The 23,571-nt window shown below is 36.9% G+C and carries 25 protein-coding genes and 2 pseudogenes; 9 read left to right on the forward strand and 18 right to left on the reverse strand.

What is annotated here, in order from left to right:
- Positions 1-54: 54 nt before the first annotated feature.
- The 5 genes and pseudogenes from CVD27_RS28935 to CVD27_RS24520 form a co-directional block, all read right to left on the reverse strand.
- The gene (locus tag CVD27_RS28935; RefSeq protein ID WP_257984482.1) at positions 55-642 is read right to left on the reverse strand and encodes a DUF362 domain-containing protein; all 588 of its coding nucleotides are present in this window, start codon (positions 640-642) and stop codon (positions 55-57) included.
- Positions 643-747: 105 nt separating this feature from the next.
- Positions 748-978, reverse strand: a pseudogene (locus CVD27_RS29125) (4Fe-4S binding protein); the annotation flags it as partial.
- 5 nt (positions 979-983) lie between these two features.
- Positions 984-1,571, reverse strand: a complete 588-nt coding sequence (locus tag CVD27_RS24510) for a DMSO/selenate family reductase complex B subunit (protein WP_101651357.1) — start codon at positions 1,569-1,571, stop codon at positions 984-986.
- Between the two features lie 5 nt (positions 1,572-1,576).
- Positions 1,577-3,940, reverse strand: a pseudogene (locus tag CVD27_RS24515) (DMSO/selenate family reductase complex A subunit).
- A gap of 34 nt (positions 3,941-3,974) precedes the next feature.
- On the reverse strand, positions 3,975-4,316 hold the full coding sequence (locus tag CVD27_RS24520; protein WP_101651359.1) for a hypothetical protein: 342 nt from the start codon (positions 4,314-4,316) through the stop codon (positions 3,975-3,977).
- A gap of 210 nt (positions 4,317-4,526) precedes the next feature.
- On the opposite strand from CVD27_RS24520, the gene CVD27_RS24525 reads away from it, so the two are divergent.
- A complete protein-coding gene (locus tag CVD27_RS24525) occupies positions 4,527-4,829 on the forward strand; it encodes a DUF6509 family protein (RefSeq protein WP_101651361.1) in 303 nt (100 codons plus the stop codon).
- A 37-nt stretch (positions 4,830-4,866) separates the two neighbouring features.
- On the opposite strand, the gene CVD27_RS24530 is transcribed toward CVD27_RS24525, so the two are convergent.
- Both CVD27_RS24530 and ku read right to left on the reverse strand, forming a co-directional pair.
- Entirely contained in the window at positions 4,867-5,070 is a 204-nt protein-coding gene (locus CVD27_RS24530) for a cold-shock protein (RefSeq protein WP_180960427.1), read from the reverse strand.
- A gap of 368 nt (positions 5,071-5,438) precedes the next feature.
- Complete coding sequence (ku, locus tag CVD27_RS24535; protein WP_101651363.1) at positions 5,439-6,323, reverse strand: non-homologous end joining protein Ku; 885 nt, start codon at positions 6,321-6,323, stop codon at positions 5,439-5,441.
- A gap of 296 nt (positions 6,324-6,619) precedes the next feature.
- Between ku and CVD27_RS24540 the strand changes: the two genes are divergently transcribed.
- Entirely contained in the window at positions 6,620-8,461 is a 1,842-nt protein-coding gene (locus CVD27_RS24540; RefSeq protein ID WP_101651365.1) for a DNA ligase D, read from the forward strand.
- 18 nt (positions 8,462-8,479) lie between these two features.
- On the opposite strand, the gene dapF is transcribed toward CVD27_RS24540, so the two are convergent.
- The 4 genes from dapF to CVD27_RS24560 form a co-directional block, all read right to left on the reverse strand.
- The gene (dapF, locus tag CVD27_RS24545) at positions 8,480-9,457 is read right to left on the reverse strand and encodes a diaminopimelate epimerase (RefSeq protein WP_101651367.1); all 978 of its coding nucleotides are present in this window, start codon (positions 9,455-9,457) and stop codon (positions 8,480-8,482) included.
- Between the two features lie 72 nt (positions 9,458-9,529).
- Positions 9,530-10,315: a hypothetical protein gene (locus CVD27_RS24550; protein WP_101651369.1), complete on the reverse strand. Its 786-nt coding sequence runs from the start codon at positions 10,313-10,315 to the stop codon at positions 9,530-9,532.
- Between the two features lie 111 nt (positions 10,316-10,426).
- Complete coding sequence (locus CVD27_RS24555; RefSeq protein WP_101651371.1) at positions 10,427-11,281, reverse strand: patatin-like phospholipase family protein; 855 nt, start codon at positions 11,279-11,281, stop codon at positions 10,427-10,429.
- Positions 11,282-11,412: 131 nt separating this feature from the next.
- Positions 11,413-11,736, reverse strand: a complete 324-nt coding sequence (locus CVD27_RS24560) for a DUF4870 domain-containing protein (RefSeq protein ID WP_180960428.1) — start codon at positions 11,734-11,736, stop codon at positions 11,413-11,415.
- Between the two features lie 178 nt (positions 11,737-11,914).
- Here CVD27_RS24560 and CVD27_RS24565 point away from each other — a divergent pair, with 178 nt between their 5' ends.
- Complete coding sequence (locus tag CVD27_RS24565) at positions 11,915-13,042, forward strand: amidohydrolase (RefSeq protein ID WP_101651378.1); 1,128 nt, start codon at positions 11,915-11,917, stop codon at positions 13,040-13,042.
- Between the two features lie 304 nt (positions 13,043-13,346).
- Positions 13,347-13,904 (forward strand): GNAT family N-acetyltransferase, encoded by a 558-nt coding sequence (locus tag CVD27_RS24570; RefSeq protein ID WP_101651381.1) that lies wholly within the window; start codon positions 13,347-13,349, stop codon positions 13,902-13,904.
- A 54-nt stretch (positions 13,905-13,958) separates the two neighbouring features.
- On the opposite strand, the gene CVD27_RS28400 is transcribed toward CVD27_RS24570, so the two are convergent.
- A complete protein-coding gene (locus CVD27_RS28400) occupies positions 13,959-14,099 on the reverse strand; it encodes a hypothetical protein (RefSeq protein WP_219621333.1) in 141 nt (46 codons plus the stop codon).
- 119 nt (positions 14,100-14,218) lie between these two features.
- Positions 14,219-14,992 carry an SDR family oxidoreductase gene (locus CVD27_RS24575; RefSeq protein WP_101651384.1) on the reverse strand — a complete coding sequence of 258 codons (774 nt, stop codon included), beginning with the start codon at positions 14,990-14,992 and terminating at the stop codon, positions 14,219-14,221.
- 168 nt (positions 14,993-15,160) lie between these two features.
- Between CVD27_RS24575 and CVD27_RS24580 the strand changes: the two genes are divergently transcribed.
- From CVD27_RS24580 to CVD27_RS24595, 4 genes are all read left to right on the forward strand, one after another.
- Complete coding sequence (locus CVD27_RS24580) at positions 15,161-15,403, forward strand: spore germination protein (protein ID WP_101651386.1); 243 nt, start codon at positions 15,161-15,163, stop codon at positions 15,401-15,403.
- A 13-nt stretch (positions 15,404-15,416) separates the two neighbouring features.
- Entirely contained in the window at positions 15,417-15,659 is a 243-nt protein-coding gene (locus tag CVD27_RS24585; RefSeq protein WP_098529384.1) for a spore germination protein, read from the forward strand.
- Between the two features lie 21 nt (positions 15,660-15,680).
- Positions 15,681-16,148: an Hsp20/alpha crystallin family protein gene (locus tag CVD27_RS24590; RefSeq protein WP_101651388.1), complete on the forward strand. Its 468-nt coding sequence runs from the start codon at positions 15,681-15,683 to the stop codon at positions 16,146-16,148.
- Positions 16,149-16,312: 164 nt separating this feature from the next.
- Positions 16,313-16,633, forward strand: coding sequence for a hypothetical protein (locus tag CVD27_RS24595; protein ID WP_142384140.1), 321 nt, complete (start codon positions 16,313-16,315; stop codon positions 16,631-16,633).
- Positions 16,634-16,716: 83 nt separating this feature from the next.
- Here the strand turns inward: CVD27_RS24595 and CVD27_RS24600 are convergent, their stop codons facing one another.
- The gene (locus CVD27_RS24600) at positions 16,717-17,178 is read right to left on the reverse strand and encodes a FixH family protein (RefSeq protein ID WP_101651392.1); all 462 of its coding nucleotides are present in this window, start codon (positions 17,176-17,178) and stop codon (positions 16,717-16,719) included.
- 100 nt (positions 17,179-17,278) lie between these two features.
- On the opposite strand from CVD27_RS24600, the gene CVD27_RS24605 reads away from it, so the two are divergent.
- Entirely contained in the window at positions 17,279-17,521 is a 243-nt protein-coding gene (locus tag CVD27_RS24605) for a DNA alkylation repair protein (protein ID WP_101651394.1), read from the forward strand.
- 199 nt (positions 17,522-17,720) lie between these two features.
- Here CVD27_RS24605 and CVD27_RS24610 read toward each other — a convergent pair whose 3' ends face one another.
- The 4 genes from CVD27_RS24610 to CVD27_RS24625 form a co-directional block, all read right to left on the reverse strand.
- Positions 17,721-18,545, reverse strand: a complete 825-nt coding sequence (locus CVD27_RS24610) for a hypothetical protein (RefSeq protein WP_101651397.1) — start codon at positions 18,543-18,545, stop codon at positions 17,721-17,723.
- A gap of 80 nt (positions 18,546-18,625) precedes the next feature.
- A complete protein-coding gene (locus CVD27_RS24615) occupies positions 18,626-19,537 on the reverse strand; it encodes a CobW family GTP-binding protein (RefSeq protein ID WP_101651399.1) in 912 nt (303 codons plus the stop codon).
- A 78-nt stretch (positions 19,538-19,615) separates the two neighbouring features.
- Positions 19,616-21,118 carry a lmo1851 family serine protease gene (locus tag CVD27_RS24620; RefSeq protein WP_101651440.1) on the reverse strand — a complete coding sequence of 501 codons (1,503 nt, stop codon included), beginning with the start codon at positions 21,116-21,118 and terminating at the stop codon, positions 19,616-19,618.
- Positions 21,119-21,330: 212 nt separating this feature from the next.
- On the reverse strand, positions 21,331-23,541 hold the full coding sequence (locus tag CVD27_RS24625) for a heavy metal translocating P-type ATPase (protein ID WP_142384141.1): 2,211 nt from the start codon (positions 23,539-23,541) through the stop codon (positions 21,331-21,333).
- Between the last annotated feature and the right edge of the window lie 30 nt (positions 23,542-23,571).

A 23,571-nucleotide genomic window follows, 5' to 3' on the forward strand; every position in this document is an offset into this window, starting at 1 on the left:
GCGCTTTTTGTATTTAAAGATAAATGCTACCTGAAAAATCCTAATGAAAACTTTTTATTCAAATGGGCTTAACCATTCTGGATTTCTATTATAACAAATAGAGCACTTTTCTTTTTCTGGTTGAAATGTCGAAAATTCTATCCCACAAGTTTGGCAAGTATTTGTTGTAAATTTATATTTTGTTATACGTTTTTTTCTAAACTCTTCTTTAACCTTTATAGCCCCTTCCGAACAAATATCCGTGCAATCTGAACAGTTTACACATCTATCGTTTGCAGTCTGCAAAAAACCATCCTCTATGGTAAACACATTCTGGGAACAAAAGGTTAAACACATATGACAAAATGTACATTTTTCAATATCCAATTCTATTTGATAAAATTGATAATCAGGAAAATATCGTACAACCTTCCATTCATTTACTTTGATTTTCCACAAAGCAGGTGTCATTGTTTTTACTAATTGCAGACTCACTTTTTGCAAGGATAAAAAAAACCCTCTCCTTGATAAATACGTATCTTCCTGATTATTGATGATCTTAATTTTACTTTCATCAATTTGATCTAAAATTTGGTTAGTTTGTTGGAGTACATCTTCCCAATTTTGATTTAGAGGGGTAGAATTTGTCTTTATGGCATCCATCCCTCTTTTTTTGTAAATAAGTAACTCTTTTACGGAAGGAACAAATGATGAACTATAGAGTAAACTTCCCTTATCAAACTCCCGTGACTCTAGGATTCCTTCAATTGCAGAAAGCGGGCAGGCAATTATACATTCTCCACAAGAATTACATCGTTCTAATTCGATATTAATTAATTCAGAAGAGATATGGAGAGCCTCGTAGCGGCAGGCATCTGCACACCTTGAGCAGGTAGAGCGAAGTAGTATCTTCCTTGAACAGGCATTGTTTATCTTAATATCTGTATGTAAACATTCAAGCCAGCTAATTAACAGAGACATATTCTCACCTACTGTCATTTTTCTTAATTGCTAGACAGTCTAGCATCCCGGTGAGGTGTGATGACTAGGTTTGGATTTGTGACCGTGCCGTTAGACATCCCTTTAATTTGATTGATATTTCCATACTTTTTCCGCAGCGTTTCCACCGGTCCAAATTCAATAGCCCTCATCGGACAAGCGGCCACACATACTGGCTCTTCACCTTTTTCCTGTAGATCCATACAGAAGTCACATTTATTCGATTTAAACACCTTTTTATTGTATTGAGGCGAACCATATGGACAAGCCTTAATGCATAATTGCGCACCTTGGCATATATCCTGGTCAATTGTAACGACACCATTTTGATTATTTTTTTTTATAGCTCCAGTTGGGCAGATTGGAATACAGGCCGCATTCATACAATGATTACATGAAATAGAAAAATAATATGCTTTTATATTTTGAACCATCCCTCCTGCAAGCTGTTCTATAAAGCTGCCAGCTTCATATGTGTAAACCCTGCGGAAGTTGATGCCGACATCAAGATTATTTTTATCCTTACAGGCAACAGTACATGCCTTACAGCCTGTACATAGACTTTGATTTATATAAAATCCTAGTTGTTCCAACTTCCTCACCCCCTATGCTTTTTTACTTCAACAAGGTTCGTTAACTGTGGATTTGCTTTTGCTAATGCAGTTGGTTTCTGGGATGTAAGTACATTGACAGAACCTCGTTGATCAAGTCCATTTTTATCAGGAGTATACCAAGCACCTTGGGGAATTCCTGCAACTCCTGGAGTGATTCTTGGCGTGACCTTCACATCGATTATGAGAGCACCACGATCGTTATATACCTTAACAAGGTCCCCATTTTTAATTCCTCGTTTTTCTGCATCCTTAGGATTCATCCACATTTCTTGCTTAGCCGCTTCCTCAAGCCATTCTTGATTATCATATGTGGAGTGGCATCTCCGTTTATAATGCCAGCTGATGAGTTGAAGTGGATACTTTTTAATTAGCGGGTCTTCTGGACCTTCCCAAGAAGAAATATACTTTGCAATTGCGGGAATTTCATCGTGCTGGTCCATATCCCATAAAGCTTTTGAGAACAATTCAATCTTCCCTGAAGGAGTTTCGAATGGATTATTTTCCGGATCATCTATTTGCTTTTTAAAACCTACCAGAGGCTCATCATATGTAAAGTGATAAACTCCTTTTTGCCGGAACTCCTCAAATGTTGGAAAATTAGGATCTAGTTCCTTTTTCGTTCTTTCGACGCTTTCCTTTACAAGGTCAAGAATGGATTTTCCCTCTGTAAATTTATCTTTAATTCCCAACTTATCGGCAATATCTGCAAATACGTCATATTCATTTCGACACTCATACAAGGGGTCAATTGTTTTATCTCCAAAAATAACATAATCTCCAAAACACCATGGAACACCGATGTCATAGCGTTCAAAGAAGGTAGTACCCGGCAGTAAAATGTCAGCATACTTTGAACTCGGAGTCATAAATAGATCACTTACTACAATAAACTCTACTTTACTTTCATCTTCAAGCAGCTTGCGTGTTTTATTAATATCAGCATGCTGATTGATAAGCATATTACCAGCCATGTTAAAAATCATTTTAATATTAGATGTTAATTTATCTGTTCCTTGTAAACCATCCGCTGCGGTCATTTCTGTTCCATTTTCAACTGCTTTAGTCCAAAGAAAACATGGAATAGACGCTTTAACAGGATTTTCAAATGAAAATGGATAGACAATCTCACTTCTGCTCCAATATCCGGTACCAGCTGCCCAACCGCCAAGTTTTCCAACATTTCCTGTTAAGCAAGCCAATTGTGCTCCAGCGCGCATGTATTGCTCCCCAAACGCTTGACGTTGTGCTGCCCAGCCTTGAATGAGTGCGGCAGGCTTTGTCTTTGCATAATCACGCGCAATTTCACGAATTTTATTAGCCGGAACACCACAAATCTTTTCCGCCCATTCAGGAGTCTTAGGGGTGCCATCCTTTTCACCGAGTAAATAACTTTGTACTGATTCATTTTTCGGTACGTCATCAGGCATGTGATCCTTGTCAAATCCTAAGCAATACTTATCAAGAAATGCCTGATCATGGAGTTTTTCCGTTATTATTACATATCCCATTGCATCCATCATCGCAGTATCAGTTGTTGGAAGAATCGGTATCCATTCGTCGGCAAAAGCGATGGCAGTGTCCGTATATCTAGGATCAATAACAACAATTTTTGCCCCATTCTTCTTTGCGTGCATTAAATATTCTCGATAGGGTGTGGAGAAGATCATTTCTGAAGGGTTTTGTCCCCATAAAATGATGTATTTAGAATGTAAAAGGGAATCAAAACTACTCCCTGAATTATTAGTTCCATAAGTATAAGGGGTGGCCACATTTCCTGCTCCCGAACTGTAGTCATTTCTCGAATTAAGATATCCGCCAGTTAGAGCTAACAGTTTTCTTGCAGCGTTTTTTCCTCCGTGTAACCCCCAGCTTTGTCCTGATGCATAGTTGACATATCTCTATTCCGGTCCGTACGTATCACCAATCCGTTTTACTTGTGAAGCAATGGTCTCAATGGCTTCATCCCAAGAAATTCCCTCAAATTTTCCTTCTCCACGTTTACCCGTTCGCTTCATTGGGTACTTAAGTCGCTCTGAATGGTAGAGCATGCTTCGATAGTTTCTGCCTCTAACACATGCCCTTAAGGGGGGAGTCGATAGATCTCCTCCCTCTTGTGTATCAGTACTGACTCTTACAACTACCCCATCTTTTACATGCGCTTTAATTACACAACGCCCACCGCAGTTATTAATGCTACAGGTTGAAATAATTGTCTCTGGCATTTCCTCTTTGGCATTTGCAGGCTTTGCTGTTTCTCTTCGGTAAACGAGCATCTTTGTACCAATTCCTCCAGCGACAACAGGAATTCCAATTGCGCCTGACCATTTTAAAAACGTTCGTCTCTGCATTTTATTTGTTAATAAATTCTTTAAAAGGTTATTTTCAGACAATTTTTAATGCCTCCCTGACTTCCAATAAAGTTATTAAATCAAAGTTCAAAAAGTCTTCAAGCAGCATAGCAGCCCCTAGATAGAGACGGCGAAATTCCTCTCTTTCTGAACCAAAATTCTTTTTCATCTTCATTTGCTCAAAAAAGCCAGCGAGTATTCTTCCACCTTCATGACACTCTTTTAGTTCTTCAAAATCCCCCACTTGGCTTAGTTCAAACAATAGCTCTTCATTGTTTGGTTCTAAGAATAAAGTATAAAGAAATTGGTAAAAGTTTTTTCTAGATAATAAAAATGGCTCTAATTGAATAGGTATCGACTCTTTTGTTGACGTCATTTCCTCTCTCCTCGTTTGTGAAATGTTCACACCAACTTCCTTGAATTGTAAGCCTTTATAAAATTATCTTACCTTAATCCAATAAAGCCGGGTTGACTTTGTGCAATTATTCACATTAAATTCAAATTCATAAAAAGACCTGTTACTAAAATCACTTTTTGGGTTATTCCTGAAAACGTGTATAATAAGAGAGTTAATAAACGGTAAAGGATGATATGCTTGAACATTACAGGTTATGAAGTAGAAAAATTAGAAGATCCCTTCGGTCTACTATCTGGAGAACGCTTTGAGTTTTTTCTTGATCTTGAAGTAGACGAAGAGGATGAATTATATTCCGAGAAAGGTGTCGGCTTGAAGTGTATATTTGTCCGTGAAGAAAGCGGAGATAAAATAACCAATTATCATTTATTTGAACGAGAGACTAATAAGGTACTTGACTTCGAATTAGAGGAAGATGAGGAAGAGCTAGTCCTTTCTTACTGCAGAAAGTACGCTGTTCTAGTAGAAGAATAGAAAGCAGGGAGCTATATCTCCCTGCTTTCTTTAATAATCACATGAAATTTTTACTATGATTATGAATGACTTGCAGCTCTTTTGTTGTTTGTCTCATTTCACTTTTGCAAATGGGGCAAAGTGGAAGGTCGCTGCTTTTAAAATTATCTCGAACCCAGCAATTACAAGTTTCTGAAGAACATACCCATATCTTTGTTTCTTCTAATTTAATTTCTTCCTCATTTTTTCTGCCAAATGCCAAAACGATCACTCCTTTTAAAATAGTTATGACTGTTTTTGAACCATTATTTGAAGCATGTAGACCCTATTATTCTAGTATAACTATATATAAAAAGGTGATGCTTTTCTGCTTGTTGCATCACCCTTTTATTTTTTCCAAGGCAAAAAAAAATAAAAGACGTAAACACACACGATAGGTAATAGACATTCCCTCACTTACGTGTAGTTACGACTACTCAGACCAGAAATACCGAACATTAAAACATATTTAAATTTTAACACAATTCCTACTTAGAGTCAATTTACGAGCTGAGTCTACAATATAAATGAAGACCAAGTCAAAAATCACTTGGCCTGTTTCTTCAAACTATACTTGAATGGTACAGAATTCTAAGCTTCTTTCTTTACTTTGGATGGTGTCTTTTTCCTTGGAGCTTTTGCTTTTTTAGGTTTACTTATATCAGTTGTTGCTGTCTTAAGAGCTGGTGCTGGTGTTTTATTTGGTTTGGTTCGATCAATTGAAGCCTGTAAAGCTGCCATAAGGTCTGTCACATTTGATGCCACTTCCTTAGTAGTGGCTGTTACTGTTTCTTGACCAGTTCGTTTAGACTCAATTAATTCTAATAAAGCGGTACGATACTCATCCGTATATTTTGCTGGCTCAAACTTAGTAGTTAATTGATCAATCAATAAAATCGCTGTTTCTAACTCTCTATCTGTCACTTTATCCTCCGCTGGAACATTCGGTACATCTCCAGCTTTGCGGACTTCATCTGGAAAATGTATGGTTTCCATAACCAAAGTGTTTTCGTATACACGAATGACAGCCAGCTGTTCCTTAGAACGAATAATAATTTTCGCCAGCCCCACCTTTTGCGACTCCTGCAACGCCTTCCGTAACAATGAATAAGCCTTACTGCCACCTTCATTTGGAGACATGTAATAGGTGCGGTCAAAATAAATTGGATCGATCTCTTCAATTTTAACAAAATCGATAATTTCTACCGCTTTTTCTTCATTTTCTTTACGGAGCTTTTCTAACTCATCGTTATCTAGTACTACAAACTTTCCCTTTGTATACTCATACGCCTTAACAATATCTTCTGGTTTTACTTCTTCTTCACAAACTGTACATATTTTTTCGTACTTAATTGGTGCATGACATTTATTATGCAGGGTCCGCAGCTTTATATCCTTATCCTCAGTTGCTGTGTGGAGCTTAATTGGGATATTAACAAGTCCAAAACTAATACTGCCTTTCCACATCGTATGCATAGGCATTCTCCATTCTTTTTGTTTTTATTTTGCCGTACCAAATCAATTTCATCCTTTCAAACATTTGGAAAGGCTCTTTTCGTAAACTTTGTTGTTTATTGACCTTATCTAGGACCATTTACTATGTTACAGGCAATTTCCGCATATGTTCTTACGAAAAGATGCCACGATGCATATAGTTATACGGGTTGATTATTTATACGAAAAACAACAATTAATGCGAAAATGGCCTTTGGAAAAGGATGAAGTACGACCGTTTGATACAAAATAAGTTAAAAAGGAAGGATAACCAAACAATGAAGCCTATGCTGCCAAGTTTAACCTTTGAACTTCCTGTTCGGCCAGATTGGCAGTACGAGGTTAAATATGATGGATTTCGTGCCATGTTAACTTGGAATAGAAATGGAATAGAACTTATAAGCAGGAATGGAAAAGATTTATTGCCCCAATTTCCAGAGATTAAAGAATTCCTTTTACGATATGAAGCCCAATTTAAACCGTTTTTACCATTACAATTAGATGGAGAGCTTACCTATCTGGAAAATACATATAAAGCTAATTTTTCTGCAATCCAGGTACGAGGCAGATTAAAATCAGAAAAGAAAATTTTAGAGCAGGCACAGCGTTCTCCCTGCCGTTTGATGGTATTTGATGTATTAATGTTAAATGGGAAAGTGCTTTTTGCTGAACCATTTCATAAAAGAAAAAATTTGCTTATAGAACTTTTCCAAAGAATAGAATTTGATGTAGAGTCTGATCCGTATAATAATCAGCTCCTTCAATATGTAAAGGCCTATGATGATTTTAATGATTTATGGGAAAAAGTGGTTTTATATGATGGAGAAGGGATAATTGCTAAATCTAATAATAGTCTTTGGGAAGAAGGGAAACGCTCCCTCCAATGGCTAAAATATAAGAACTGGAAATACGTTAGCTGTTTTATTATCTCCTATGAAAAAGCTAATGGCTATTTTTATATTGGAGTTTACCAAGAGCAAAAGATTTTACCGATTGGTCAGGTGCTGTTTGGTTTTAAACCTGAAGAGAAAGATGCCTTAAAGCAAACGATAAAACAAAATATGGTCAGAGAAGATGACCAATTTATTTACGTCGAACCTGCCATATGCCTTGAGGTAAAATACTTAGAGCTATATGAAAATCAACTGCGTGAACCTCACTTTGACCGCTTTCGTTTTGATTTAGAACCAGCTGAGTGTACATATGCGCGTTTTATGTTCGCCCAAAAAAACCTGCCTGAAGACTTGGAGATAACACATCCAGATAAACCCTTGTGGGAAAAGCACTGCATTCAGAAGGCTGATTATATCCTGTACTTAAGGGAAATTTCTCCCTATATGCTGCCTTTCTTAAAGGACCGGCTTTTAACAGTAATCCGTTATCCACATGGCATGTTTGGGGAAGCCTTTTATCAAAAAAATTGTCCGGATTATGCACCAGAGTTTGTTGAGACAAAAGAAGCTGAAGGAATTAATTATATAATGTGCAATAATCTAAAAACACTGGTCTGGCTGGGAAATCAACTTGCCATTGAATTCCATATCCCCTTTCAAACAGTTATCACCAAAGGTCCGAGTGAAATCGTGTTTGACCTTGATCCGCCATCTAAAGAAGCATTCCATTTGGCAGTTAAAGCTGCACTATTAATAAAAGAGGTTCTTGATCAATTAAATTTAATTGGATTCATAAAAACTTCAGGTAACAAGGGGCTGCAAATTTACCTCCCTTTGCCGGAAAATGTTTATTCCTATGACGACACGCGGTTATTTACTAGCTTTATTGCTGAATATTTAATTTCAAAGGATCCTACTTCCTTCACCATAGAACGAATGAAAAAGAACCGCGGCAACAGGTTGTATGTTGATTATGTACAGCATTCTGAAGGAAAAACGATTGTCGCTCCCTACTCCATGAGAGGGAATGAGCATGCTGGGGTAGCTACCCCTCTTTATTGGGAAGAAGTAAATGAAAATCTTGAACCGGTCTCATTTAATATGGAAAATGCCCTTAAACGAATTCGTAGTCAAGGAGATCCCTTTGCGGATTATTTTCAAACAAAACAAATACAGCCCTTTACTCCGGTCCTTGAATTTTTAAAAAACTCAGCTAAAAAAGGATAAGGCGTTACGCCTTATCCTTTAAAGTGTTTGCTTAATCATTTCCTGTGCATCTGCTTGAAGCTTCTCATATATTTCTTGTTCAGCAAAGTTGCTTGTTGATGAGACGTAATAAGTTGCTTCTGAAAGATTTAACTGAATAGAGGCACGATAGAGATAAGTGGCGTTTCCGATTAAATCAATTGTATAGGTGTCATCTAATTTATGGACAATACATTGAACTTTACCGCCATTATTATAGACATTGATGACTTTTTCATAATCGTTTGATTGAGTTAAACAAGTAACAAGTGATGAAGCTGACATCGCAGTCCCACAGGCGTTTGTAAAACCTACTCCCCGCTCGAAGGTTCGTACGTAAATAGAACCTTTCTCGAGCAGTTTTACAAAACTAACATTGACACCGTCTGGGAATAAATCATTGGGACCATTTACCTTTTCACTAAGTTCTTTTTGAATATTATTTTCCAGCAGTTCTGTTTCAACAATCGAAATCAAGTGCGGATTTGGAACTGCTAGAGCAGTAAACCTTAACTCTTCTGAAAGCTCTTTAATTCTTTCATTAAAGAGAGTAGGTTTATTTAAATTTAATGGAAGGGCCTTTAATTCAAAAAGGACTGGTGAAATCTCCACTTGGTAGGTGTGTACTTGAGGATATATATCCTCTTGTTTCCTAACCTTTAGAATTGCTTTCATTGTTTCAATTACTGCTTCATTCAGCCCCTTGAGCTCACATATATACCTAGCTACAAGACGCAAGCCATTTCCACACATGGACGCTTCTGAACCGTCCGCATTAAAGACTCTCATTCTTCCATCAGCATGGTTACTATTCATAATAAACAAAATTCCATCTGCACCCAGTTCAGAGTCCCGGTTACATAAAACCTTCGCAAGGTTGGCTCTATCTTCTTCAGAAAAAGAATAAATATTTGAAATTTCATCGATGAGGAGAAAATCATTTCCTGATCCATGACCTTTAATAACATCAATTTGCACAAGTTTTACCCCCAGAATAATATGTTTTATTCATCATATCAAACATTATTCTAGAAGGAAACACTCTTGTACCTATCTCTCGATAAAGTATTCATTAATTAAAAAAGACATCCTAAGCAGCTTACCTTCTTCAGACAGCCCCTCATTTAGTGTTAGTACCGGTGTGTTGGGTTCTGGGAAAATAGGCCCCCATTCGATTGGCATCCATCCCCTGCGCAGCCTTCCTACTTCCTGATGACTATGATCAAATACATGTTCATCCATAAATAAGGCCGCCCCTTCTACCCCGCCAATATATCTTCCTGAGTGGTCAAACAGCTCCTTTTTTGATTTCCGATACCCTATATTCCTTTTTTCAAAACTGCCTAAAAATTCCTTATTACAATTATATACATCAATCCTTACTACTTTCTTGCCCTTTATCTTAAAAAACCCCAGAATTCTTCCATCAACATTATACAAAGCGTAATTTCTGGAAGGCTTCAACCTTTCTAAACCTTTCCCTCGAAATTTTCCTATTTGACCTGCCAAATTGCCGTTGGGAAAATACAAAAATAAACTTGAGGACTGGGAGTTCCTGTAAAGCAGTAAAAGATGGCGTGCTTTAAAAATAGAATTGGAAACATCCTTAGAAGCTTTCAAATTACGTCTAATCGTAATCGTTTGTCTCAATCTAAATAGATAGATCTGAAAACTAATGATGCTGTAAATAAGAAATGGTATAGTAAATAACATCATGTCCTTTTGTTTTATAATATAAAGATTTCCAATTATAATCATGGTGGTCGGTACTAGCGCAACAATACTACCATTTAAGTTCATATTAGCTGTGTCTCGGTAATATTCATTTATTTTCATCCAGATAACCCCTTATCAATTCCTCTACTATGAGTGTATTTAATAGGGTTGAAAAAAATGATAGAAGTTTTCTATTTTAAAAAGAAAGAGAAGAGCCTGCTAGACTCTTCTCTAACCTTTTATATATGAAACAATTTGATGCATTGAGGCTTTTGCATCACGATATCCCTGGTTATACAATGCCTCAAGCCTTTGTGGATTTCTTTCCATTCTCCCTACTTTTAATGGTTCAGATGGACGTATAATCAATACGCTGCCAGCTTCTTCTTCCTTTTCTAAATAGTCGAGAGTTTCATTATAAATTTGATATCTTGTCCGCAAAGACTGTTGCAGACCTGTGTAATTTGGGTACTTCCGATTAACCAAAAAGTGGAATTTTGAAGGTTTTTTTAGATATCCTTTATTTCTTGTTAAAATAACAATATTTTTCTTAAATCCATCCTTTTGAGCCTTTTTTATAGGGATAGGGTCACTAATTCCACCATCAAGTAATATTTTATCTTGGTAACGGATTTCCGGCGCGATGAATGGCAGCGAACTCGAAGCTCTCAAGACTGTAAGTAAATCACTTCCATAATCTTGCTTATTAAAGTATATAGGCTGCCCTGACATACAATCCGTTGTCCCAACAACAAATTCAGACGGACTATTATAAAAGACATCATAATGGTAGGGAACATGTTTATTGGGAATTTCATCAAAAATGAAATCCATACCAAAGAACTGCCTGTTTTTAAAGTAATTTCTCCAAGAAATATATCTTGGGTCACTTGCATAATTAACAGTAACTGCTTTATTTCTTCCTTTTTGTTTAGATAAATAAGAAGCGGCATTACACGCACCGGCAGAAACACCAATAACATAAGGAAAGAACAATTCCTGTTCTAAAAAATATTCCAGAATCCCGGCAGTATACACACCTCGCATCCCGCCGCCTTCTAAAACTAACCCTGTTTGGTTTAACACACTGCCTCACCCCAATTGTTCTTTTTATAACATATATCCCTATTATAGAATAACTATCACCCTTAGCAAAACTTAAAGACCTTGAAAAACAAACTAAAACCCGACAAATTTGCCGGGTTTTTTATTTCAAATTATTTAATTAATCTAAAAATCCATGGGAAATGATATTCTTTACCTTCGTAAGCTCTGACAGCTGCTATAATTGTAAAAATAAGCGCCGCTGCCCCTAACACCCATAATAAGAAAATACCAATAATCACTACGGACAAAATACCAGCCACAATGGAATAAACGAAATAAGAAATGAAAAAATTAAAATATTCTTTTCCATGGACATCAATAAAAGTTGACTCTTCTTTTTTTAATAACCAAATGATCAGTGGAGCTATAATTGGAAAAAACAAACTTAGGACATACAATCCTGCAGCTAATAACCTTTCTTCACTCTTAATCATTTCATCTTCCCCCATTGAAAAAATTTTCTTTACGATAATATTTACGCTAAAAAAATATAAAGGTTTCGTGATTTCAAATAAATCCGCTAAAGAAATTATAAAAGGTATCCTTTTCCTTAGACACATATGTTGCTAAAATAGATAAAATACCATTAACAATATAAAGAAAGGTTTTATTATGGAAAAAATACTTTTAAAAAATGCAAATATATATCCGGTTACGTCTGAGCCGGCTAAGTACATGGATATATTAATCGAGAATAGCAAAATTAAAAAAATTGGAAAAAATTTGAAATCAGATCTTACCGTTAAAATAATGGATTGTTCGGATTCATATTTATTCCCTGGTTTTATTGATGTTCACACCCATTTAGGTTTATATGATGAAGGGACTGGATGGGCTGGGAATGATGCAAATGAAACAGTTGAGGCCCTCACACCTCATATTCGCGCAATGGATGGAGTTTATCCTTTGGATCAGGCTTTTACCGATGCGGTAAGAAGCGGGATTACTACCGTTCATGTGATGCCGGGTAGTGCAAACGTGATTGGCGGTACCACATCTGTTATTAAAACAACTGGAAAAAATATAAAAAAAATGATTGTTCAGGAAATAGCGGGCTTAAAAATTGCCTTAGGTGAAAATCCAAAGAGGATCCACAGTCATGGTAACAGTGATTCGATCACCAGAATGGGAATAATGGGAATGCTTAGAGAAGCTTTCTATAAAGCGATTCATTCTGATAATCCGGAGGACCTTCGAATTGCTCCGATTGTTATGGCGCTAAAAAAGGAAATTCCAGTTAGAATCCATGCCCACAGAGCAGATGATATCATTACTGCTATACGATTTGCAGAAGAGTTTCAGCTAGATTTACGAATTGAGCATTGTACAGAAGGACACTTGATTGCCCAAGAATTAGCAGGCCTTAATTTAAAGGTTTCAGTGGGCCCAACTCTCACTAGAAGATCCAAGGTAGAATTAAAAAACAAAACGTGGAAAACATACCAAGAGTTAACTAATCATGGCTTAGAAGTATCAATTACAACCGATCACCCCTATACACCAATCCAATACTTAAATATTTGTGCAAGTCTTGCCGTACGTGAAGGCCTTCAGGAACAAAAAGCACTTGAAGGAATCACCATCCTTCCGGCCAGAAATCTAAGAATAGACGATAGAGTTGGGAGTATTGAAGAGGGAAAAGACGCAGATTTAGTACTATGGTCTCATCATCCTTTCCATTACTTAGCAAAGCCAAGATGGACTATGATTGGCGGAGAGATCGTTTATTCGGAAACCTAAAATTAATGTAGAAAATTGGAAGAAAATATTATAGAAAAACCGACAAAAACCTATTTCCTTTTTACTGCTTTTCTTGTATTATACTCTAAGTGAAATAATTTTGGACCTGATTTAATCTGGGGGTTTATGAACGTAATCCGGTAACAAAAAAAATGATATAGGGAAGGCAAATGGTGCGCCACCAGTTTACTGGTTCTAGTGGGTTCGATTCCCACCCCGAAATTTTTTACGCAAACTATAAAAAATTTCGAGGGTGGGCCGCTTCTTTGACATGGGAGTGGAATGCCCTAATGGAGGGATTTTCATGTTAAAAAAACGTGATCTTCATGAGAGCCACACACTATACGAATTAATTACGCATCCAGATGTCTTCCCTTTTGTGCGTCAAAAAGCTGACTCCTATGATGAATTTTTATTTATAACCAAACAAACCATGGAAGCTGAGGAACGCGGTGAATTAATTTCACGTACCATTCTCGATGAATGGGGTAATCCAATCGGTACGATAAATTTGTTTGATATTGAAGATAATGCTGGGTTCCTAGGGACGTGGCTGGGCAAACCCTATCATGGAAAAGGCTATAACAGTCCCGCTAAGGAAGCATTTTTTAAGGAACTTTTTTACGAAGCTGGGATTGAAACCATCTTTATGCGAATCAGAAAAGTAAATATCCGCTCAATAAAAGCAGCAGAAAAACTGCCATATGTTGTGAAAGCAAATGAAACGAGAGCATCTCTATACGCGCAATTAAATGCAAATGGCGATATATATGATTTATATGAAATTCCCAAAGACTTGTATACCTTCCACTTGATGCGCAATGGAGCAGACCAAACAGATACTCAATTACTTGAAGCCTAAAAAAAGCAATCGGCATGTGCCGATTGCTTTTCATTTTGTATTTGTATTAAAACATTAATCCGATAAACTTTGTTCATTATTTCCTTCACTAAGTCCCATATGGAGCAAAAATTCTTCTAATTCCTCATTTGTTAAAGTTTCAAATCGGCCATCATGAAAAAACACTTGGGTTTGATTGGGATTAATTCGATTCATGTTAAAACTCATAATTCTCTTTGCTCCTTCCATAGATGAATAAATTCTATTATCTACATAAGAAGCCATTTTCATTCCAAAAAGCAACAATGTTCAAAAACTTTTAACTTTTTCTCATTTTAGTTTCTTAACGCTTTACCCAATACATCTATCCCGCCGGTTACCGGTATAATACTGCCAGTAATAAAATCAGATTTATCATCTGTTAAAAAGCTAATAACCCGCGCAATATCCTCACCCGTTCCCTGTCTAGCCGCAGTAAGATTTTCTTCTCTTGAAGAAAAAGAATCACGAATGTCTTTTTCCTTCCACTCATTTTTAATATCTCCCGGACAAATCATATTAGCTGTAATTCCATGTTCTGCTTCTTCCATCGCTATTGTTCTAGTTAAAGAAGCTAATCCTGTTTTTGCTGCAGCAAAAGCAGAACGAAAAATCCAACCAGGTGCGGTTTCAACCCTATCATATCCCAATGTGATAATTCTGCCCCATTTTTGCTTCCGCATCACTGGTATAATTAATTTTGATAAATAAAAAACTGCTGATAAATTACCTTGTAATAAGTAATTCCATTCTTCAAAGGAGTAATCGGTCAGCTTTTTTCGTTCATGTATGTATGGACCCGCATTATGAACTAATACATCGACGCTCGAATACACTGAGAGGGACTCGTTGACAATTCGCAGGCAGTCTTCTTTGTTAGCTACATCCCCTTGAATAGCAATGTTTTTCGTCCCGTAATGATCATCGAACTGCTTTGCCAAGAAAACTGCTTCTGATTCACTCTTTCGATAGTTGATCACAAGTTGATATCCATTTTCCGCAAGCAGTTGTGCCGTTTTTTTACCGATACCAGAAGCTCCTCCTGTAATCAAAGCCGTTTTCTTCTTCACAATCATTACCTCTCTATAAAAGATTTCTCTCTTTATATATATGTTAAAAAGAAATGATTATATATGCAAATTTTATCTAATGTCTCATTTCAAGGGATTTTAAGTTTTGATAACGGATGGGCGATTGATTGCATATGATGGGATAACAACAAAAAAGGATGTGACAGGATGCAGACTGTAATTAATATCTTCAGCCTGAAAATCAACAGTGTTTCTAATAACGGGTCTGTCAACATCGGTGAAGCCCTTCATAACGCCCATACAGCTAATTCAAAATCCCAGGGTCAAAATTCATCCTATGGGGATTTTGCACCGCCGACTGCAGCGATGGAAAATGTCTTTATTGATCCAGACATCAATGATATGGGTGATATCGCAAATCCATCCAACGTCTTTAGTAATTCGAAATAAAGGACTGAAAAAAATGCCTTTTCAAATTAACATATTTAACATAAAGACGAATTCCGTTGCTAATAATGCCAATATTTCTTTAGGACCCTCCGTCCAAAATAGCCATACTGCCAACCAAAAGTGGATTGGATCAAATTTTGCCTTAGGAGATTTATCCCCTTCAAGTTCGTTCTCTCTTAACGGCTTCGGCGACACAGATATTAGTGACCAAGATCAAATTGCCAATCCGTCTTCCCCAATTGCTAATCAATTTTAGTTTTAGAGAGGTTGAAAGAAAATGTTTCCTTGGAATATGTTTCCCTTTACAAAGGATATGAAAGATTCATTACAAAAAATGAAACCTGATGAAATAAACAATTACGTTCAAGACCTAATTGGAAAAATCATGCCGAACATGGGCGATATGATGAATCGTCAGGACTTATTCAACAGTTTTCAAACTCCTGAGACAAAACAGCGGACAAATGCATTGAACTCCTCTGCTTTTGAGACACATGATTATGTATTTGTAAGAATACCGATTCGTAATGAAGACTGGCTGCAACAGCTTCGCCTTTACCATACATCAAACCAGCTAATTGTAGAACATATTCCTGACAGAGAAGATTCAAACACCATTACTCTTCCTGCTATTGTAAAAAAGAAAGGCGCTTCGGCAAATTATAAAGATGGAATTCTAGAAATAAAAATACCTAAAAATATTGATATGCAATACTCACAAATCGACGTGACAGAAATTCTGTAGCCGTTGATTTTTTTTTTTTGCATTTTTCTGGTATTTACAAATAAGATTAACTAAGGAAATTATCCCGGTTCGGTGTTGTACAAACCAATTCTGAATAGAGGGTTTTTATGCCATTCTTTCGTTTGTTCACTTCAAAAAAAATCTTTACCAAAAAAATATCGGAATTGGAAAAAAAAATTTCTTCTTTAGAATCCAAAATTAATGAAGTTAAAACTGAAGTAAAAGCAATTCGTATCCCCTCTCCTCCAAAGGAAAAAGAAAATAATCCAACTGTTCAAATTAACCACCTTCAGGTTGACCAAATTGTTATAGAGCATTTAGACTATGCCAATAATTTTGGCCAATTGGGAATTAAGGAACTTTCTGGAAAATTAAATATTGGTTCAACATATGAAGGCGACATTTCTGAAAAAATAAATGAAATCGTGAAACAAAAACTTGGAAAGGAAGCAGCAGTAAATATTAAAGCAAAAAAAGAGGAATGAAATAGTCTAACATCAATTAATTTGTTGTTAAAATGAAAGACAGCCATTAGAGGCTGTCTTTCTCCTTTTTATTTTCTCCTTAATTAGTGATTTTTGTGATCATCCATGTCCATTCCATCCATCTGACTAGATGAATTTGAATCTTCTTTCTCACTAGGTGCTCCGACGGTAAATTCCTTCTTAGGCATATTATGCATATCCCTAGCGGTTACATGGGATATGATATAGTAAGTACCTTCTTGCTGAAAAGTTTTTTCTAATCGATAAATGCCATCTTCTGAATGCTTTACAGTAATTTTTTCATGTTTGGCATCTTTTGAGCGCCAAACCTCAAAAGTAACATCCGCATCGTTGATCTTTTCCTTCCCTTGGGTAACCTTTGCTTCAAAGATAATTGGTTTATTTTGTTCGCCTGGATTAGGACTTACGGATAAATTTACTTCCACCATTTCTGGCATTTCTCCTTTATTCTCCTCCTGTTTGCTGCAGGAAACAACCAAACTTAATGACAGCAAAACCATTAACATAAGTACTAGCTTTTTCACGGCTAATCTCCCCTAACTTAGTTCTTCACTTGCAATGTTACATATTTACTAATATTTTTGCAAAAAATAATGTTTAACAATAATAAGAAAGGAGAATCCTATGTCTACTCCATATAAATGTCCTAATTGTAAAACAAATCGGAGTCGTTTTAATATTATTCAACAAGTCTCTCATTCAGTAAAGCTCGACCCTCTTTCCGGTGATGTTATCCGCGAATATGGTGATAATGAACTTGAACCTTTTCATCTTCCTTATAACGGCCCGACCTATCGGGTCCAATGCGGTGCTTGCGGGTTAATTGAGGATGAACTGACTTTTATAAAATTTGGTGAACAACGATAATCATAAGAAAAGCGCAAGCGCCTTGATCAGCCCTGACAAGCATAAGACAAGCCGGCCGAAAGGTTGCTTTTTTTAACCTTTTGGACGGATTGGCTGTAGACCATCGAGGGGCTAGGCGCTGGAGCTGGACAATTCTCAAAGTCGAAAATTTTTCTTTCTTATCTCATAAGAAAAACACCTTTAGACTAAAGGTGTTTTTTTAATTGAAATGATTCTCTTCTAGAAATTTCTTTGAATCCACTTTCCAAGCATCCACTGGAGAAAATCGAATCATATGTATTTCTCCCCGAAAGGTTTGTCTGCCTACCCCTTTTATATACCAATCGATCTCGGCAGGTACGTCTAAACTTATTTCCTCGGTAAGGTCCTCAGGCGGCAGCTGCTCCAATCTTGAAATCCCGACATTTTCAACTTTGTTTACAATGGGTGACCATTTTATTTTTTGCAGTGACATTTTGGAGACTATGGCAGAATCCTGCTGTTTAAAACCCGCAATATAGGAATTAATTACCTGATAGGGATCTGCTTTAGCAAGGTAATCATTTAAAGCCCCTGATGCTTTGAGAATCATCAGCATATGAGATAAGTCCATTGAATTTGTCCGGTGGGTAGTACTGCCATAGAAATGAATGCAAAAATGACCAGGAAAATTATTTTGTAATGCTCCTGCACCATGCGGCATTCCGTGCATGGATGCGGCAATCCGTTTATTTTTATGAATAACATAGATAGCTCTGCGTTTCCAGCTCCATTTTCCTCCATAGATTTTTTTCAAAATTTTTGTATCTTTTGATGTAAGGGGCTGTACATCGGCATGATGACTTCCTGCACGCCTCTGAACCTTGAATTTTTCTCCCGTTTCCATATCCTCGACAGTGAATTTTGAGTATTTAGGTAATAAGTGATTGACAGTATTCCATTCAGGCATTTCTATTTTCCCCATATTTTTATTAGCTGCATTAACTCCATATCCATTTAGGAGGATTTGCATAAATATTAAGAAACAACAAACCGCCTTCTTCATGGAAGTTCCTCCTTTAATGGTTTTACTACATTAAAAGAGTTACCTGAAGTGGAATGTATCATTCATTAATTAATTATTTTTTAACCTGCCCGAGTTTCAAGAAAAGTCAGCTGCTCTTGAATAATCTCCCAATCCACCTTTTCACCAATAAAAACTAGGTTTAACTTATAATTCATGTATTCCCTCATATACAATGGCATCCCATATGCATATTGGAAAAGAAATGGATATTCCGAATGTTGAAACTTAACATATCCCTTTATCCTGTAAATGGTATCTGGCAATTTCTTTAAAAACTCTTCAAAATCTGTATTGCTAATCGCTTTTTTAAACTGATACACAAATGTTGAAAGGTTTAAGTGGATGTGGCTCGATTTCTTTTCAACATTTACAGATAGTTTTCTTAGCCATTCTATGGGAACCTTTGAGAAATTTGTTAATAGACATTGAGCTTTTGGGTTTAGGCCTTGAACCTCTATGATCGCTTGAGCCTGTTCACTTTCACTTAAGTCATCTATTTTGTTTAATAAGATGTAGTCCGCATTTCTAACTTGTTCAATGATCAATTGCTGCAGCTGCGGTCCTAAAGCTTTTCTATCCATCCATCTTGTACCATCCACTGTCGTGATAATACCTTTAACAAGCAATTGATCAGCAAACAAAGGAGAAAGAATGGAATCTAACACTTCTACAGGATGGGCTGCCCCGGTCGTCTCAATATAAATGACATCTAGATCATCATTCAATAATAAGCCCTGGAGCTGTGCTTCAAGTTCATCCTGAATCGAACAGCAAATACACCCTCCTAATAATTCTCTTAAAAAAACATCTTCTTCAACAACATCAGAGTCAATTGAAACTTGACCAAGTTCATTCATCATAACAGCTACTTTTCTTCCATGCTTTCGCTCATCCTCCAATAAGCGTTTTAAAAGTGTGGTTTTTCCACTACCTAAAAATCCTGACAAAATATATACTTCTACTTTTTTCACAATTGTTTCCCCTTCACTTTGTACTTCAAAATTTCAGATAAAGTTTAACCCGACTCCTATTGGAATCGGGTTAAAATGTTATTTCATCCGGCCTTTTAGTACCTCTACTGCTTTTTGCAATTGAGTATCGTTGTTTTTTATTTTTTCACGTAATAAATCCATCAACTTCAAGGTGGTGTCACCTTTTAACACACCATTTGCAGGAAGCTTCTGAGCTGTTTGGAACTTGAAAACTGCTTGTTTTGTCTTCTCATCAAAGAAACCATCTACACGGCCTGGGTCATACCCAATGGCTTTTAACATCTTCTGAGCTGTTTGAACCTCAGTCGAAGCTGAAGATAATGCCAGTTCTTTATCCGGGTCAATAATCGGTAAGGTCGCATAATCTGGAAGAGCCACAGTTACATCTGGAACAATCCCCTTCTTGTGAATCCAGTTACCATTAGGTGTCAACCATTTGGCTATCGTGTATTTCAAATTGGATCCATCTTTAAAATCAGCCGCGGTTTGAACCGTTCCTTTTCCAAATGACTTTTCCCCTACCAATGGAACGCCTGCAGATTCTTTTACAGCTGCAGAAAATATTTCAGAAGCGCTAGCACTTCCTTTATCAATCAAGACAACAAGCGGAAGATCGGGATTTCCTTCATTTTGGGAAGCAATTTCCTTAATTTTTCCGTTACGGTCTTCCTCTTTTACAATAATTTTTCCTTTAGGAACAAACATACTTGTTATGCTTACTGCTTGATCTAATAATCCACCTGGGTTTTGACGCAAGTCTAAAACAAGACCTTTCATACCTTTTTTCTGTAGATCGTTTAAGGTTGTAACTAACTCTTTTGAAGTGTTGCTAGAAAAGCTAGTAATTTGAACTTTTGCGATTGAATCATTAACCATTTCCCCATATACGGTTTCAATTGGGATCGTATCACGAACAATCGGTACAGTCATAGGGGCATCAATGCCTGGTCTTTGAATGGATAATGTTACCTTTGTTCCCTTTTTACCTCTTATGAATGTTACAGCCTCTGTCGAATTCATTCCTTGAAGACTTTTCCCATTCACAGAAATGACCATATCATTAGGCTTTAAACCTGCTTTTTCGGCAGGAGACCCTTTGATAGGAGATACAATGACAATATGACCGTCCTTTTCCTGAATCTCAGCACCAATTCCTTCAAAGGATGAGGAGATACTGCTATGGAAACTCTTTGCCTCTTCATTACTCATATAGTCTGAATAAGGGTCATCAAGAGCTTTAACCATACCGTCAATTGCACCATTAATCAGCTTTTTCTGATCTACGTCCTTATAATAGCCATTTTCCAAAGTATCAAATGCCTCGTATAGTTTATTAAATTCTGTTCTATCTGGGGAAACTGTTACCACTTTATCTTTCCCAAATACTAGGGCAAAGGTTGTAATCCCAGCTGTTAAAAAAACAAGTAATAATAACAGCATAATAAAATGAAACTTTTTAAAACGTATGTAACCTGATTTATTTTCGGTCACTTGCTCTTGTTCAGCTTTTTCTAACTCAACCTTCTCTTGTTCTCCATTGTTTTCTTCCAAAGCCTTCACCACTTTCAACTTTCATTCATTACAAAAATATGAATTGTACACCACCAGGTAAACGTCATATTTATTAAAGCTATTTTTAATACAGTAAACCCTTAGTGATTAGAATAACATCTTTTATATAAAATTAACAAAGAAAAGTTAATGAATAAACTAAGAAATACGTTTTCTTTAAAAAAACAGCACTACCAATGGTAAGTGCCTTTTTTTGCTATTTATATTTTAACTCTCTTCAAACGAAGTGAGTTAGTCACAACTGATACTGAGCTGAAAGCCATGGCAGCTCCTGCCACCCAAGGGGCAAGCAATCCAAGTGCTGCAATCGGTATACCCCCAGAATTGTAAATGAGTGCCCAAAAAAGATTTTGCCGGATATTCTGCATGGTTTTTTTACTTAGAGAAATTGCCTTTGGGGTTAAGGTTAGTTCTCCGCCAAGAATAGTAATGTCAGCTGCTTCTATAGCCACATCTGTACCTGTTCCAATGGCTATGCCGACATCGGCAACTGCAAGTGCGGGGGCATCATTAATACCATCTCCAACCATGGCAACCTTAAACCCTTTAGACTGTAATTCCTTCACATGCTTAGCCTTTTCCTCGGGCAAAACTTCAGCTATTACGTTGTTAATCCCAACTTGATTGGCAATGGCCTTAGCTGTCCGTTCATTATCTCCTGTTAGCATAAATACCTCTATCCCTAACTCCGTTAATTGTTGAACCGCTTGTGCAGCTGTTTCCTTTACTGTGTCTGCAACTGCCACCAGCCCCATGATTGTGTCATTAATAGCTATATACATAGCTGTTTTACCTTCTGTTTCAAAACGAAGGAGATCATTTTCCACCTCATGATAAGAAATACTCTTTAAATTCATGAGTTTACGCGTCCCCACATAGACTTCATCATTACCTATTTTTGCTTCTATTCCATATCCCGGGATGGCCTTAAAACGTTTAACCGGCAGGGTACTTGATCGTTTATCTATTCCATATCTTACAATTGCATCTGCAAGCGGGTGTTCAGATGACTTTTCTGCAGAAACGAGGTACTGGAGAACCTTTTTCTCGTCCTGATAGGAAATAAAATCTGTTACAACAGGCTGTCCTTTAGTAATCGTTCCTGTTTTATCAAATACAATAGCACTAATTTTATGTGCCGTTTCCAGATGTTCGCCACCCTTAAACAAAATCCCCATCTCGGCTGCTTTTCCTGTCCCAACCATGATGGAAGTCGGGGTTGCAAGCCCTAAAGAACATGGACATGCAATGACTAGTACGGCAATCGCAGTTTCTAGCGCAGACGGGAAATCATTTGGATTTACAAACAAATACCAGATAATAAACGTTAAAATGGATACCGCAACAACTACAGGTACAAAATATCCGGATATCGTATCTGCCAACCGTTGAATCGGTGCCTTACTCCCTTGTGCTTCCTCCACAATCCTAATTATTCCAGCTAATGCAGTATCCTTTCCGACCTTTGTAGCTTCCATAGTGAGCGTACCATTTTTATTAATAGTCGACCCTATCAGATTGTCTCCAACATATTTCTCTACTGGAATGGATTCACCAGTTATCATTGATTCATCAACAGAGGATCGCCCTAAGATAACTTTCCCGTCAACAGGTATTTTCTCGCCTGGCTTTACCACTAACCGATCTGCTACTTTTACTTCTTCTATTGGGATTTGCTGTTCTTTCCCCTCTCTTATTACTATCGCTTCTTTTGCCTGCAGATTTAACAGTTTTGATAGCGCAGCCGTTGTCCTCCCTTTTGCCATTGTTTCAAATAATTTACCTAGTAAAATTAAAGTAATTAGAACAGCGCTCGTTTCAAAATAAAGATGCGGAAGGTAAAAAGGGTTTTTTATGGTTTGTATTGCTTCTGACAGACTGTAGAAATAAGCGGCAGAAGTTCCTATGGCAACAAGGACATCCATATTAGCACTTTTATTACGAAGTGCCTTGTAGGCAGCGATATAGAACGGACCGCCAATATAAAATTGAACAGGTGTCGCTAAAAGGAACTGAAACCAAGGGTTCATCAATAAATGCGGCATTGGCAAGCCTAGATTTAAAGGAATATGGGCAATCATTGTATATAAAAGTGGTATAGATAATATTACAGATAAAAGGAATTTTTGCTTCTTTTGTTTGATTTCTTCTTCCTTATGCTGCTGCTTTGATTCTCTCTTTCCTTTCTCTTTTGCTTCGTAACCAAGAGTTTCAATTTTAGCGATGATCTCATTCCTAGATACTTTGTCTTTTTCGTATAAAATGGCGGCAGTCTCCATGGCTAAATTGACATTTGCTTCGACCCCCTGCATTTTATTCAATACTTTCTCAATTCTTGTAGAACATGCTGCACAGGTCATTCCAGTTATATCAAGTTTGAGCTGCTCTTTCATTTTGATCACCTCATTCATACTTAAATTCTCCATTTTACAGCAAAGTTC

It is taken from the genome of Neobacillus cucumis, assembly GCF_002860255.1.
Classification (GTDB): Bacteria; Bacillota; Bacilli; order Bacillales; family Cytobacillaceae; genus Neobacillus; species Neobacillus cucumis_A.

Excerpts from the sequence above, each read along its gene's own strand:
- CVD27_RS24585 (WP_098529384.1), top strand. The coding sequence starts at position 15,417 with ATGCCTTTTCAAATTAACATATTTAACATAAAGACGAATTCCGTTGCT.
- CVD27_RS24570 (WP_101651381.1), top strand. The coding sequence starts at position 13,347 with ATGTTAAAAAAACGTGATCTTCATGAGAGCCACACACTATACGAATTA.
- CVD27_RS24610 (WP_101651397.1), bottom strand. The coding sequence starts at position 18,545 with ATGAAGAAGGCGGTTTGTTGTTTCTTAATATTTATGCAAATCCTCCTA.
- CVD27_RS24520 (WP_101651359.1), bottom strand. The coding sequence starts at position 4,316 with ATGACGTCAACAAAAGAGTCGATACCTATTCAATTAGAGCCATTTTTA.
- CVD27_RS24565 (WP_101651378.1), top strand. The coding sequence starts at position 11,915 with ATGGAAAAAATACTTTTAAAAAATGCAAATATATATCCGGTTACGTCT.
- CVD27_RS24625 (WP_142384141.1), bottom strand. The coding sequence starts at position 23,541 with ATGAATGAGGTGATCAAAATGAAAGAGCAGCTCAAACTTGATATAACT.
- CVD27_RS28935 (WP_257984482.1), bottom strand. The coding sequence starts at position 642 with ATGGATGCCATAAAGACAAATTCTACCCCTCTAAATCAAAATTGGGAA.
- CVD27_RS24550 (WP_101651369.1), bottom strand. The coding sequence starts at position 10,315 with ATGAAAATAAATGAATATTACCGAGACACAGCTAATATGAACTTAAAT.
- CVD27_RS24580 (WP_101651386.1), top strand. The coding sequence starts at position 15,161 with ATGCAGACTGTAATTAATATCTTCAGCCTGAAAATCAACAGTGTTTCT.
- CVD27_RS24590 (WP_101651388.1), top strand. The coding sequence starts at position 15,681 with ATGTTTCCTTGGAATATGTTTCCCTTTACAAAGGATATGAAAGATTCA.
- CVD27_RS24605 (WP_101651394.1), top strand. The coding sequence starts at position 17,279 with ATGTCTACTCCATATAAATGTCCTAATTGTAAAACAAATCGGAGTCGT.
- CVD27_RS28400 (WP_219621333.1), bottom strand. The coding sequence starts at position 14,099 with ATGAATCGAATTAATCCCAATCAAACCCAAGTGTTTTTTCATGATGGC.
- CVD27_RS24560 (WP_180960428.1), bottom strand. The coding sequence starts at position 11,736 with ATGATTAAGAGTGAAGAAAGGTTATTAGCTGCAGGATTGTATGTCCTA.
- CVD27_RS24525 (WP_101651361.1), top strand. The coding sequence starts at position 4,527 with ATGATATGCTTGAACATTACAGGTTATGAAGTAGAAAAATTAGAAGAT.
- CVD27_RS24540 (WP_101651365.1), top strand. The coding sequence starts at position 6,620 with ATGAAGCCTATGCTGCCAAGTTTAACCTTTGAACTTCCTGTTCGGCCA.
- ku (WP_101651363.1), bottom strand. The coding sequence starts at position 6,323 with ATGCATACGATGTGGAAAGGCAGTATTAGTTTTGGACTTGTTAATATC.